12 protein-coding genes are annotated in these 12,662 nt (G+C 66.3%); 6 read left to right on the top strand and 6 right to left on the bottom strand.

Translation table 11 applies throughout. The annotated features are described in order from the left end of the window. Positions 1-30 precede the first annotated feature (30 nt). Positions 31-1,224: a CynX/NimT family MFS transporter gene (locus tag NIBR502770_RS00645; protein WP_141158211.1), complete on the bottom strand. Its 1,194-nt coding sequence runs from the start codon at positions 1,222-1,224 to the stop codon at positions 31-33. 145 nt (positions 1,225-1,369) lie between these two features. On the opposite strand from NIBR502770_RS00645, the gene NIBR502770_RS00640 reads away from it, so the two are divergent. After that, positions 1,370-2,329, top strand: a complete 960-nt coding sequence (locus NIBR502770_RS00640; RefSeq protein WP_141158212.1) for a D-2-hydroxyacid dehydrogenase family protein — start codon at positions 1,370-1,372, stop codon at positions 2,327-2,329. Positions 2,330-2,345: 16 nt separating this feature from the next. After that, positions 2,346-2,879 (top strand): GNAT family N-acetyltransferase, encoded by a 534-nt coding sequence (locus NIBR502770_RS00635; RefSeq protein WP_141158213.1) that lies wholly within the window; start codon positions 2,346-2,348, stop codon positions 2,877-2,879. 5 nt (positions 2,880-2,884) lie between these two features. Here NIBR502770_RS00635 and NIBR502770_RS00630 read toward each other — a convergent pair whose 3' ends face one another. Together NIBR502770_RS00630 and NIBR502770_RS00625 are read right to left on the bottom strand one after the other, a co-directional pair. Continuing rightward, positions 2,885-5,065 carry a glycogen debranching N-terminal domain-containing protein gene (locus NIBR502770_RS00630; RefSeq protein WP_141180695.1) on the bottom strand — a complete coding sequence of 727 codons (2,181 nt, stop codon included), beginning with the start codon at positions 5,063-5,065 and terminating at the stop codon, positions 2,885-2,887. Between the two features lie 58 nt (positions 5,066-5,123). Further along, positions 5,124-6,185 (bottom strand): glycosyltransferase family 4 protein, encoded by a 1,062-nt coding sequence (locus tag NIBR502770_RS00625; RefSeq protein ID WP_141180694.1) that lies wholly within the window; start codon positions 6,183-6,185, stop codon positions 5,124-5,126. Between the two features lie 214 nt (positions 6,186-6,399). On the opposite strand from NIBR502770_RS00625, the gene NIBR502770_RS00620 reads away from it, so the two are divergent. Together NIBR502770_RS00620 and NIBR502770_RS00615 are read left to right on the top strand one after the other, a co-directional pair. After that, a complete protein-coding gene (locus tag NIBR502770_RS00620) occupies positions 6,400-7,098 on the top strand; it encodes a DsbA family oxidoreductase (RefSeq protein WP_141180693.1) in 699 nt (232 codons plus the stop codon). A 35-nt stretch (positions 7,099-7,133) separates the two neighbouring features. After that, positions 7,134-7,784, top strand: coding sequence for a TetR/AcrR family transcriptional regulator (locus tag NIBR502770_RS00615; RefSeq protein ID WP_141158217.1), 651 nt, complete (start codon positions 7,134-7,136; stop codon positions 7,782-7,784). A gap of 30 nt (positions 7,785-7,814) precedes the next feature. On the opposite strand, the gene NIBR502770_RS00610 is transcribed toward NIBR502770_RS00615, so the two are convergent. Both NIBR502770_RS00610 and NIBR502770_RS00605 read right to left on the bottom strand, forming a co-directional pair. Beyond that, complete coding sequence (locus NIBR502770_RS00610) at positions 7,815-8,489, bottom strand: LytR C-terminal domain-containing protein (RefSeq protein ID WP_141180692.1); 675 nt, start codon at positions 8,487-8,489, stop codon at positions 7,815-7,817. After that, on the bottom strand, positions 8,482-8,781 hold the full coding sequence (locus tag NIBR502770_RS00605) for a type II toxin-antitoxin system VapB family antitoxin (protein WP_210411385.1): 300 nt from the start codon (positions 8,779-8,781) through the stop codon (positions 8,482-8,484). Before NIBR502770_RS00605 ends, NIBR502770_RS00610 begins: the two co-directional genes overlap by 8 nt. Positions 8,782-8,924: 143 nt before the next feature. On the opposite strand from NIBR502770_RS00605, the gene NIBR502770_RS00600 reads away from it, so the two are divergent. Both NIBR502770_RS00600 and NIBR502770_RS00595 read left to right on the top strand, forming a co-directional pair. Beyond that, positions 8,925-9,854 carry a hypothetical protein gene (locus NIBR502770_RS00600; RefSeq protein ID WP_141180691.1) on the top strand — a complete coding sequence of 310 codons (930 nt, stop codon included), beginning with the start codon at positions 8,925-8,927 and terminating at the stop codon, positions 9,852-9,854. A gap of 76 nt (positions 9,855-9,930) precedes the next feature. Beyond that, on the top strand, positions 9,931-11,568 hold the full coding sequence (locus NIBR502770_RS00595; protein ID WP_141158221.1) for a stealth family protein: 1,638 nt from the start codon (positions 9,931-9,933) through the stop codon (positions 11,566-11,568). Positions 11,569-11,622: 54 nt separating this feature from the next. Here NIBR502770_RS00595 and NIBR502770_RS00590 read toward each other — a convergent pair whose 3' ends face one another. Further along, complete coding sequence (locus NIBR502770_RS00590) at positions 11,623-12,549, bottom strand: phosphodiesterase (RefSeq protein WP_141180690.1); 927 nt, start codon at positions 12,547-12,549, stop codon at positions 11,623-11,625. Between the last annotated feature and the right edge of the window lie 113 nt (positions 12,550-12,662).

The raw sequence follows: 12,662 nt of genomic DNA, 5'->3' as shown, positions 1-12,662 counted from the left end.
CGACGGAACGTCCGACGGCGGCGGGTCGCCTCAGCGGCCCTTCGGCACCTTCCGCACGGAGAGCGTGGTTCCGACAAAGAAGGCCAGCACCGAACCCAGGATGACCAGCAGGGCCGGCGTCCAGGATCCAGAGCTGTCGTGGACAAATCCCAGCAGCGGCGGGGCCACGGCTGCGAGGCAGTAGCCCAGCCCCTGGACGGTGGCGGACATTCGGCCCGCAGCGGCCTGGTCCCGGGCCAGCTTGATGACGGCAATGAAGATCAGCGTGATGCCGCCGCCCTGTGCGATGCCGCCGGAGGTGGACCACAGCCACCACAGTTGCGGCAGGAAAAGCAGCCCCACCGGAACGGCAAGCCACAGGGCACTAAGGGTGACCGCCACCGCCGTCGTACTCATGTACTTGGCCGCAAAAGGCACGCCGAGGCCGCCCACGATGGCCAGGATCTGGAAGATCGAGGACGCGGCGCCGGCCTGCGCGGCATTCATGCCCAGTTCGTCGTGCAGGTAGCTGGGCAGCCATGCCGTGACGCCGTAGTAGGAGAAGGCCTGGCCCCCGAAGCCCGCGGTGAGCCCCACCGTGATCCACCCGGAACGGCTCACGGGGGCCCGCGGGGCGTCCGCGCCGTCTTCGGCCGAGACCAGGAACGCGGTGCGGGGACCCACGGCCAGCACCCACACCACCACCGCGGCCACGGCCAACACAGCCACCGCGGCTAGGGCCAGCCGCCACCCGGTCACGGCCGCCAGCGGGGCCATGGCCACCGAGGTCAGGAAGGATCCGATGTTCAGGGCTGCGGTATAGATGCCCATCGCGGTCCCCTGCCGCCGCGGCGCAAAATCCCGGCGGATGATCAAAGGAACCGCAATGTTGCCCACCGTAATGGCCACGCCGATGACCACCGTGCCGGCCACCACCAGCGCCGGCCCTCCCGCGGAACGGAGCAGCACGCCGGCCAGCACCCCCACGATGGTCAGCGTCACCGCGAACTCCGCACCGAACTTCCGCGCCGCCAGGGACGCCAGCGGAGCGGCGAGCGAAAAGCACAGCACCGGGATGCTGGTCAGCAGCCCCAGCATGACCGGCGAAAAGTGCAGTTCCGCCTGCATGAGGTCCACCAGGGGTGCCACGGAAACGATGGGGCCGCGGAGGTTCAGGGCCAGCAGGCCGATGCAGGCCAGCAGGACCCAGCTTTTCGGGATGCGGGACAGGGCGGGGCCGCTCACAGGGACAAAATCGGGAATAGGCGTGGATTCATCACTCCCATTGCTATCACGCTCCTGCACTGCCGGGGCTTCACGCACCCTGTGGACCGGCCCCTGCCATACGATAAGCGTGACCCAGGACGTAGGACACTGCGAAGGACTCCCGATGACGCACCGCCTTGCCATCCTCGATGACTACCAGGACGTGGCCCACGGCTTCGCCGACTTCGCGGCTTTGGAGGCGTCGGGTGTCACCGTGACCACCTACCGTGAACCTTTCACGTCGCGGGATGCCTTGGTTTCGGCATTGGCGGACACCACCATGGTGATCGCCATGCGCGAGCGGACCGCGTTCCCCCGGGAAGTCTTCGAGGAGCTGCCGGCGCTGGAACTGCTGGTCACTACCGGAATGGCGAACGCCGCGATCGACGTGGCAGCCGCCGCCGAACACGGGGTGACGGTCTGTGGCACGCCCGGCTCACCTACGGCAGCGCCGGAACTCACCTGGGCCCTCCTGCTGGCCATTGCCCGGCACCTTCCCACCGAGGAAAGCTCGCTGCGGGCAGGTGCCTGGCAGTCAACGGTAGGCGTCGAACTTGCCGGGAAGACCCTGGGCATCGTGGGCCTGGGCAAGATCGGCCGGCGGATTGCGGCCTACGGGCAGGCGTTCGGCATGGATGTGGTGGCCTGGAGCCAGAACCTCACTGCGGACTCCGCAGCGGAAGCCGGCGCCCGGCTGGTGTCAAAGGAGGAACTCTTCACGGTGGCCGACGTCGCAACGCTCCACCTGCGGCTCTCCCCGCGGTCGGAGAACATCGTGGGTGAGGCCGAGCTGAAGCTGCTGGGCCCCGAAGGCCTCCTGGTCAACACCGCCCGCGGACCCCTGGTAGACCAGGACGCGCTCATCAAGGCATTGAACGAGGGGTGGATCCGCGGCGCCGCCCTGGACGTCTTCGACCAGGAACCCCTGCAGGCCGGGCACCCGCTCCTCGCCGCGCCGAACACCGTGCTTTCGCCCCACCTGGGCTACGTCACCCAGGAAAGCTACCGGCAGTTCTATGGCGGCGCCCTCGAGGACATCACCGCCTGGCTTGCCGGCTCCCCCGTCCGAACCATCACCCCCTGACGTGGAGGGACACCACATGACCCACATCATCCGCAGGGCAACAGCGGACGACGCCGGCCCGCTCGCCGACTTGGCGGCCGTCACCTTTCCGCTGGCCTGCCCGCCGTCGTCCTCACCTGCCGACATTGCCGCCCACTTGGCCAACACGCTCAGCGAGGAACACTTCACGGGCTACCTCGAGGACCCGGATGTCACCATCCTGGTCATCGACGCCGACAGGCGGCTCACCGGCTACAGCCTCCTGGTGGACAGGCCGGCCGCAGACCCGGACGTAGCCTCCGCATTGGCACTGCTGCCCTCCGTGGAGATCAGCAAGTGCTACGTCCACCCCGAATACCACGGCCTGGGCGCGGCTGCTGAACTGATGCACGCCAGCCTCCAGGCCGCGGCTGCCACCGGGGGCGCCGGGGCGTGGCTGGGCGTGAACAGCCAGAACGCCCGCGCCATCCGCTTCTACGAGAAATCCGGCTTCCGGAAGGTGGGCACCAAATCGTTCCGGCTGGGCAGCACCGTGGAGCACGACTTCGTGCTGGAACGCGCCCTGCCCTGAACGCTTCAGCTGCTGGCCTGCTGGATGCCCGGGACGCGGGAGTTGGCGGGGGCTCCGTCCGGTGGGTAGGCCAGTGGCGGGCGGGGCTCCGTCAGGAGCTTCAGCCCCGGCGGGAGTCCGTCGATGGCGCCCGTTGTTCCCGTGGCGGTGATGGTGACCCGGCTGGTATCCAACAGGACATTTTCGGCCCGGAAGGTTCCCACTGACTCCGGCAGGATCGGCGCCAGGTGCACCACCCTGCGGGTGAAGACGGGGTCGAAGCGCAGCAGGATCCTGGCGAGCTGCACGGGCGCCGCCGCCGCCCACGCCTGGGGTGAGCAGGCGGTGGGATACGGAACAGGGCCCGGAAACTCACCGCGGTCGAACCCGCAGAACAATTCCGGCAGCCGGCCATCAAAATGCCGGGCCGCGTCGAGGATGCCCAGTGCCACTCGTTTGGCCTCGTCCACGAACCCGTAGCGCATCAGCCCAGTGGCCACCAGCGCGGTATCGTGCGGCCACACAGAGCCGTTGTGGTAGCTGACGGGATTGTAGGCTCCCATGTCGGAGGCCAGCGTGCGGATGCCCCAGCCCGTGAACATCTGCGGGGACATCAGGTTTTCCATGACGGACGCGGCTTTGTCCTCGTCCACGATGCCCGTCCACAGGCAGTGGCCGATGTTGGACGTCAGCGCGTCGACGTGCCGTTTGTCCTTATCAAGTGCCACCGCAAAGTAGCCCTTGTCCGGCAGCCAGAACTTCCTGTTGAACTCCTCCTTGAAGGCTGCCGCCTTGTCGGCCCAGTGCTTTTCCAGGTCAGGATCCCCTGTCCAGTGGGCCAGCAGCGACCTGCCCAGGTAGGCCGCATAGACATAGGCCTGGACCTCGCAGAGCGCGATGGGGGCTTCAGCGATGGTCCCGTCCGCGAAGTTGATGCCATCCCAGGAGTCCTTCCAGCCCTGGTTGACCAGCCCGTGGTCATTGGGCCGGAGGTACTCCACGAAGCCGTCGCCGTCGCGGTCGCCGTATTTTTCGATCCATTCCAGGGCGCGGTCGGCGTGGGCCAGCAGTGGCTGGATCGCATCCCGGGAAAGCCCCCACCGGCTCAGCTCGCCCAGGGTTGCGACGAAAAGCGGTGTGGCATCCGCCGTGCCATAGTACGCCGTGCCGCCCAGCGACAGGCCGGCAGTAACGCCCAGCCGGACCTCGTGCGGGATGCGTCCGGGTTCCTCCTCGGAATCCACGTCCACTTTCTTCCCTTGGATCCCGGCCAGGGTCTGCAGCGTGCCCAGGGCGAGATTGGGGTTAACCATCATGCTCATGTAGGACGTCAGCAGCGAGTCCCGACCGAACAGCGCCATGAACCAGGGAGCCCCCGCCGCGACCGCGGCGCGGTTGGGATGGCGGGCATCGAAGATCCGTAGTGCACCAAGGTCGCTTTGGCTGCGGTTGAGCACATTCTGGAAGCTGGTGTCCTCGATGCTGATCCGCGGAACGTTCTCCTCCCACGCCAAGTGGCGCTGCACGCCCTCACGGTGGTGCGGGAGCTGGCCTTCGGTGAAGGGCTTTTCCGGGGCTTCCCCATTGACCAGCGGCACCACGATGACGCTGGTGCTCCATTTGCCGCGGGCCGGAACGGTGACGTTGAACCGGAGCCCATCCGTGCCCACCTCCGCATCCTTGGCCCCGATGGCGGAGCCCCGCTGCTGGCCGTGCCGGGATGCTTCGATGATGAGCTTTCCATCCACCACGGCGCGGGTGGTGTCATCGGGGCCCGTTGTGCGGCCGCCTTTCACTTCGAAGAGGTCGGCCTGGTCCGCGTCCACCAGCAGCTCGATGGCGCATTCAACGGGTTCCGCCGCGTAATTCTCCAGGATGATGTCGTCCTGCAGGCCCGGTCCGATGTGGCGGACCTGGCGGACCACCAGCGGACTGTCGAACCGGCCTCCGGGCCACGTTGCACGGCCCACGAAGGTTGCTTCGAACGGCTGGGCCTTCTGGGCTGACAGCGGTTCGCGCCGCGAGCCGTTGATCCGCAGCACCCAGCCCGAGACGATCCGGGTGTCCTGGTAGAACGCGCCGTTTGTGCTGCCGTCGGCGCTTATGTCGCCGGTACCGGCCGAGATGCAAAACGAAGAGCCTTCCAGTACGGTGACGGCACCAACATCGGAGCCGGAGGCCTCATTGTCTTCGTTCCAGGCGGTCATGGAAGGACTCCCTTCTCAGGCTGGATGCTGCCGGGGAGCCCAACGCCCGCCCGTCCCCTTAACGATTCTGGTGCACCGGCGGGGTAACCGGAACCCCTCCCGGCAATCTCCCCGCCAGCAGGTCATCGAAGAGCCTGAGGTGCTGCGCCACCATCCGGTGGGCACTGAACCGGTCCTCCACTGATGCCCGGCAGCGCTCCCTGCTGAGCCCGGCGGCTGCCTCAACGAAGCCCTGCAGTTCCCCGGTCTTTCCAAGGAAGCCCGTGCGGCCGTGTTCCACGATCTCAGGGGCTGAGCCGATCCTTGTGCCGATCACGGGAGTTCCGGTGGCCAACGCCTCGATCATCACCAGCCCAAACGGCTCGGACCACTGGATGGGGTTCAGGAAGGCCGTGGCTTCGCCCATCATGCGGTATTTGGTGGCGTCGTCCACTTCCCCCACAAAATCCTCGTTGGGGCCCAGCATCGGTTCGATGACCTCGCGGAAGTAGCGGATCTCGTCCGGTTCCCGCATCTTGACGGCGATCTTCAAGTGCATGCCCACGTCCCGGGCGAGTGTGATTGCTTCAAGCAGCCCTTTGTCGTGGGAGGCGCGCCCAACGAAGCAGAGGTACCCGCCACGGCCACTGCCTACCGGGACCGCGGAAACGTCCATGCCGTGGTGGATTACCTGGGTGACGGGGACTTCCGGAGCGTGTGAGGCCTGGTCCCGGGAGATTGCAACCATTGCCACATCCCGGGCCATGGCACGGTAGAGATCTTCCGCCTCCTTGTGGAGAGGACCGTGGATGGTGGTGACCACCGGTACCTTGGCGGGCCGGTGGGCGTAGAGCGGGCCCGCAAGCGTATGGTCGTGAATGATATCCACGTCCTGCAGCCCCTGGTAGGCCCGGATCACATGGCTGAGTTCGGACATCGTCGAGCCAAGCTCATCCCGGACCGCCGGCCGCATGCCCGGCAGCAGCGGAACGGGACAGGTGCTTTCGGTGGGAGCCGCGAGCAGTACGTCGTGCCCGGCGGCCGCAAAGCCCCGCGCCAAGGTATCCACAACCCTTTCGATGCCGCCGTATGTCAGCGGAGGAATGGGAATCCAGGGTCCGGCAATAAGTCCAATTCGCATACTTGGCCTCCAGGGAAACGAGGCCCGCGCTCCCCAGCCGCCAGGCATATTCCGTCGTGGGACATGGAGGTCCCGCGGTGTTTTATTTTTGTAGGGCGTCTGCTTCGCCTAACTCCGACTATTGCCCAGGATCGCCCCGGCCACAAGGGCTGAATGTGCCCCATCTCACGGCACGCCCCGGAATGGCGGCAACGGCAGCCGGGTTGTGCAAGGCATGAAGATTGAGATCTGGTCAGATGTTGCCTGCCCGTGGTGTTTCATCGGCAAGCGCCGGTTTGAGGCTGCGCTTGCTGCGTTCCCCCACCGCGCTGCTGTGGACGTGGTGTGGCGCAGCTACCAGCTGGATCCCACACTGCCGGAGCATTATGACGGAACCGAACTGGAATACCTGAGCAGCCGGAAGGGCATGCCCGCCCAGCAGGTGTCGCAGATGTTCGAACATGTGGCCCAGCAGGCAAAGGGCGAGGGCCTTGACTACCGGTTCGACCAGGTGGTGGTGGCCAACAGCTTCACCGCCCACCGCCTGATCCACCTTGCGGCAGCCCACGGCAGCCAGGACGCCGCCAAGGAACGCCTCCTCAGCGACCACTTCGAGCACGGCAAGGACATCGGGAGCCGGGAGTACCTGGCGTCCCTGGGCAACGATCTCGGCCTGCCGGCAGGCGAGGTGGAGGAACTGTTCACCACGGACAAGTACTCGGACGAGGTCCGGTTCGACTTCGAGGAGGCCCGGGGCCTGGGCATCAGCGGGGTCCCGTTCTTCGTGATCGACCGCAAGTTCGGGTTGTCCGGCGCCCAGCCCACTGAGACGTTCACCGCTGCCCTCACCCAGGCATGGCAGGACGCCAACCCCCTGGTCCTGGTCAATTCCTCCGAGGCTGAGGCCTGCGGACCTGACGGGTGCGCCGTTTAGCGCTTTTTACTGACACATCGCGGTAAAGTGTCTGTATGCCCAGGATTTCAGCGGCGAGCAATGCCGAACAACGCGCGGACACCCAGCGACGTATCCTCACCGCTTTTGGCGAGCTTCTCTTCACTCACGGCCTTCCGGGACTGACCATGACGGACGTGGCGCGGCACGCAGGCGTGGGCCGCACGGCTGTCTATAACTACTACGCCGATATTGAAGAACTCCTGATCTCCTACGCCCTTGACGAGACCGAGAAGTTCCTCTCCGAACTGCGCGAATCGCTGGACCGGATTGCAAACCCGGTGGAACGGCTGGCCCTGTACGTCCGCGCCCAGGTGGTTGACCTCAGCCGACGCCACCTCCCGCCGGGTCCTGCCATGGGGGCGGTGCTGTCGCCGTCGTCCTTTGCCAAGCTCTCCGACCATGTGGGCGAGCTCAGCGTCCTGCTGCAGGGCATCCTGCGCGACGGCATGGACCAGGGGTACCTGCCGGTGGCTGACGTGGGCCAGCAGTCCCAGCTGATCCTGGGCACGTTGTCCTCCAGCGCGGCGCGGGGCAGCGACGAGCCGGCTGAGCTGGAAGCGCGTGTGGCCAGGACCGTCCGGTTCATCCAGCTGGGCGCCGGCGCACGGTTCGACGACGACGGGCGGCCGGTGAAGGTCGCCCAGCTTCCGGTGGTGGCCCGCTGAGTCCGGCCCGCTGTTTCCGACTGGCTTCGGTCAGCGGGTCGGAGCGGCGGCAGGCATCACGGGCAGCTTGTCCGTGTCCGCGATACGCCGGCTTTCCCTCGGGCAACTGAGCTTGCCGGGGGTCTGGTCCACCAGGTCCGCCGGTGTCAGTGCCTTGTAGTCCTGTGCCAGGATCACGTCCACGCTGGCATCGGTCCTTCCGTCCTGGAAGTAGTCCGAGCCGGGCACATGGCGCTGGACCGTGAATGCCGCCGCATGCCCTGCTGCACCTGACACCACGGCGGCCACGCCCCGGTAGCCGGCGTTGATGTTCGACACGTTCCCCACGACGAACTTGCGTGCAAGGAATTCGTCCGCGACGGACCGGGCAAGGCCCGGCCGGCTGGTGGAGTTGTAGACGTTGAGGTTGACCTTGTCCGCCGGAACGTAGTCGTAGATCGAAGGCGGGCAGGATGACACCGGGCTCGGGGCGGGCTCCGCGGAGGGCAGATGCAGCCGGCCGTTGATGATGGCCAGGGCAAGGATGATGGCCGCGGCGATCACGCCGATCAGCAGGACCAGCACCACCCCGTGCAGGACTCGGCGCCGGACCCGGGCGGTTTCGTCGGCGTCCCTCGCCGCCTCCATGGCGGCCCGCAGTTCAGGGCCGGTAACGACGTGGTGGCCGTGCAGGACGCTCGGATCCTTTGGCCGTTTGCTAGCCATCAAGAACCAGGACCCGGGCATGGATCGCGGTGCGCTGGTGCAGGGCGGTCCGCACCGCCCTGTGGAGGCCGTCCTCCAGGTAAAGGGTCCCCCGGTACTGCACGACGTGCGGGAACAGGTCGCCGAAAAATGTTGAGTCTTCCGCCAGCAGCGCTTCGAGGTCCAGGGTGCGCTTGGTGGTCACCAGTTCATCCAGCCGGACCGGCCGCGGCGGCAGCGACGCCCACTGCTTGGGGGTGCTGTAACCATGGTCGGGGTAAGGGCGGCCCTCGCCCACAGCTTTGAATATCACCATGCAACAGTAGGCACCCCTGTGCCCCAGCGAAAGTGGCAGGGCTGGCGCGCGGCAGGTTGTAGCCAAACAGTGACCATCTGCCACGCGCCCCCGGCGCCGGGGGCGCGGAATGGCCCCGGTCCTGCTGACAGAATGGACCCATGACAGTCTCCGAGTCCCCTGCCGTGTCCGCGCCCGGAACCAGCCAGCCGGCGGCGCCGCCGCTGGCCCTCCTGCTGGACGTGGACGGCCCGGTGGCCAGCCCGGTGACACGTGACGTCAAGCCCGGCATCATCCTTGACCTGGTGGCCCTCGCGGCTGCCGGCATCCCGGTCATCTTCAATACCGGCCGTTCCGACGCCTTTATCCGCGAGCAGGTCATGGAACCCATGATCGCGGCCGGCATTCCGGCGGGAACCGTCATCCATGCCATCTGCGAAAAGGGCGCGGTCTGGTTCAGCTATACGTCCGCCGGCCCCGGCCCCATCCACGTGGACCGGGAACTCGCCGTTCCGGCAGCGTACGGGGATGACATCCGCCGGCTGGTGGCGGAGGACTATGCCGCCCACATGTTCTTTGACGAGACCAAGCGCGCCATGGTGTCCGTGGAGCAGCACATCAACGTGCCCAGCGCCGACTACCTGGCCGAGCAGAAACTGTTTGATGCGGAGGCCGTGGAGCTCATGGCACGGCACGGGTTGGGTGTTGTCCGGCTCGACCACCACGCACCAGATTCCGACGACGAGGTGGACTACCGGGTGGATCCCACCATTATTTCCACGGACATTGAGTCGGTGCGGCTGGGCAAGGACCTGGGCGCCAGCCGCGCGGTGGAACTCCTCGCAGCGCAGGGCATTACGCCCCAGGCGTGGCGGACAGTGGGCGATTCCCGCACCGATTACGCCATGGCGGACTGGCTGCACCACAACGACCACCCCGTGAAGCACGTCGACGTGCGCCCGGCGGACGGCATTCCCAGCAAGCCGTATCCGGTACTGACGGCAGCGGACCTGGGGCTGGAGGACACAGTGATCCACGACGACGCCGGCGGAGCCTTCCTGCACGCATGGCGCGACGCGCTGGGCGCCTGAGCCGCTGCCGGGCGGACAAGCGGCCTGCCGCCCGCCAAGTTACCCGGAAACCTTCCGTTACCCGGGCAGGACTATCATGCAGGTAAGAATGCCCACCACCACCAGCACGGAGACCACCATTACAGAAGCACCGGTCCAGGACGAGGTTTACTACGGCGCCCAAGCGTCCGTGGAAGAACAATTTCACGCCGAAATCACATCGGCAGCGGCTGAGCAACGCCTCAAGCACCGACCCGACGTCATCCGGCACAAGGGCCGCTACGCCCTGATCAACGACACCAGGACTCCGTACCAGGCCATGGTGGAAGACCTGCTGTTCCTGCGCAACGTCCTGGCCAACGCCGGCCTTTCGTACCTCCTGGTCCGCGGCAACAACGACAGGCCCGTGGTGGCCCTGGACTGGAAGGACCGGAAGAAGCTCCGGGCCGCCTTGGTGGATGCCTGCCGGGACGAACCCTTCTACTCGATGACCGTGGACGCCAAGAAGAAGACTTCCGTCCTGGTGGCGGACGGAGAGCTCTCGCCCAACCGGCAGGGACGCATCTTCCGCCTCTACCGGCCGCGGGTGGAACCGGTGGGCGGCTTTGAGTTCGGCGCCTCAGCCGGCGTCCAGATCGAGCTGTGGGCCTTTGAGGGCGAGCAGCTGATCCTCCCCATCGAGAACTCGCTGACGCGCCGGACGCTGCTGCGCCAGGATGCGGTCCGCGGCACCGTGGAACGGTACGGGCACACCTGGCCCACCATCGAGAACATGTTCGCTGACCACGCCAGCGACATCAGTTTCGACATCGACATCGTGTTCTCCTGGGTGGACGGCAGCTCCCCCGAATACATCGCGGCCCGCCGCGCCCAGCAAAAGGGACATGTCCTGGGCGAAGGCGACGACCACGAGGCCCGGTTCCGGCAGATCAACGAACTCAAGTACGCGCTGCGGTCCGTGTACATGTTTGCACCGTGGATCCGGCGCATCTTCATCGCCACGGACTCCCCCGCGCCTGCCTGGCTGGCGGACCACCCGTCCGTCACGATCGTCCGCAGCGAGGAGTTCTTCTCCGATCCCTCGGTGCTGCCAACGCACAACTCGCAGGCCGTGGAGTGCCAGCTGCACAACATCGAAGGGCTGTCCGAGCACTTCCTCTACTCCAACGACGACATGTTCTTCGGCCGGCCGGTGGGCCCGGACATGTTCTTCACCCCCGGAGGCATCACCAAGTTCATCGAGGCTGAAACAAGGATCGGCCTGGGCGAGAACGACGCCGAACGCAGCGGGTTCGAAAACGCCGCCCGGGTAAACCGCAAACTCCTGTGGAACCGGTTCGGCCGGATCACCACCCGGCACCTAGAGCATACGGCCGCGCCGCTGCGGCGCAGCGTCGTGGACCAGATGGAGGAGGAATTCCCGGAAGAGTTCCGCAAGACCGCTGCCAGCCGATTCCGGGCAGCGGACAACATCTCCGTGACCAACTCCTTCTACCACTATTACGCCCTGCTTACGGGCCGAGCCGTCACTCAGACGGCGGCAAAGGTGCGTTACGTGGACACCACCATGCGCTCGGGCCTGAAGTACCTGCCCAAGCTGCTGGCCAAGCGGAACATGGATTTCTTCTGCCTGAACGACGGCAGCTTTCCTGAGGTCAGCGCGGACGAGCGGGCTGAAGTGGTGACCGACTTCCTGGAACGGTACTTTCCTATCAGGGCGCCCTGGGAAAAGTAGGCCGCACGCATCGCTCCGGCCGGTCCGGTAGCCGGGCCGGCCGGAGCAACCGTGTTAGCGCCGGCTGGGTGCGCCCAGCTTGGTGCTGCCGCGCTTGGTGGTCTCCGGAATCCGGACCCCTGCAGCCTGCAGCCTCCGGGCCGTCTCTTCCGGGGAGACATATTCGCCCACCGTGGGCGCACTGCCCAAGGGCACCACGGAGTGCACAATGGTGTGTTCGTACACGTGTACCAGGTTGAACGCCTGGCCGCCGTCCTGGCCGCGCGTTCCACCCACAGGGACGTTCAGGTCCTGGGTGTAGCACGAGGCCGAAGCGACCGAGACAGGCACGCCCGCAAAGCTCGCGGTGGTGGAGTAGTGCAGGTGTCCGGCCAGGATGGTGCGGACGTCCGAATTGCGCACCACCGCCGCCAGCGAAGCCTGGTCGCGCAGTTCCACGAGTACCGAAAGGTCCAGCACCGACGGGACCGGGGGGTGGTGCATCGCGAGGATGGTTCCGTCCGGAGCAGGGGTTTCCAGCTGGCGGGCCAGCCACTCCAGCTGCGCCGGGCTCAGTTCGCCGTGGTGGAACCCGGGCACAGTGGTGTCCAGGGTAATGACACGCAGGCCATTGATGAAGTAACTGTGGTCCACGGGTTCGTCACTGCCCGGCTGGTCCAGCAGCCCCCGGCGGAAGTTGGCGCGGTCGTCATGGTTTCCCATGGCCCAGATGACCTGGGCCCCGAGTTCCTTGCAGGCCGGCTCAACGATGGCCCGCAGCTTTACATAGGCCTCAGCGTCACCCTTGTCGGCGAGGTCACCGGTGAAGATGACAGCCTCAGGCCGGGCGCCGGACGCTTTGACTTCGTCGAACAGCTGGGCAAGCCTGGCCTCGCTGTCGACGATTCCGTAGAGGGGTTCCGGACCTCCCAACAGGTGGGGATCGCTCAGGTGGAGTAGGAAGTGGCGTGGCCGGGGGTGTTCGGCCTCGATGTGCTCCATTGCTACCTCTATGGTTGGTGGGAAGCCGTTCTTCCCTTGTACCCTTCAGTAATATTTATCCAATCAGACATTTGGCAAACATGGGGTAAATCGCCGTGGCTGATGTGGAAAAA

The sequence above is a fragment of the Pseudarthrobacter sp. NIBRBAC000502770 genome, assembly GCF_006517815.1.
Classification (GTDB): domain Bacteria; phylum Actinomycetota; class Actinomycetes; order Actinomycetales; family Micrococcaceae; genus Arthrobacter; species Arthrobacter niigatensis.
The sequence above is the reverse complement of the archived record's forward strand: the minus strand, read 5'-3'. Positions and strand labels throughout refer to the sequence as shown.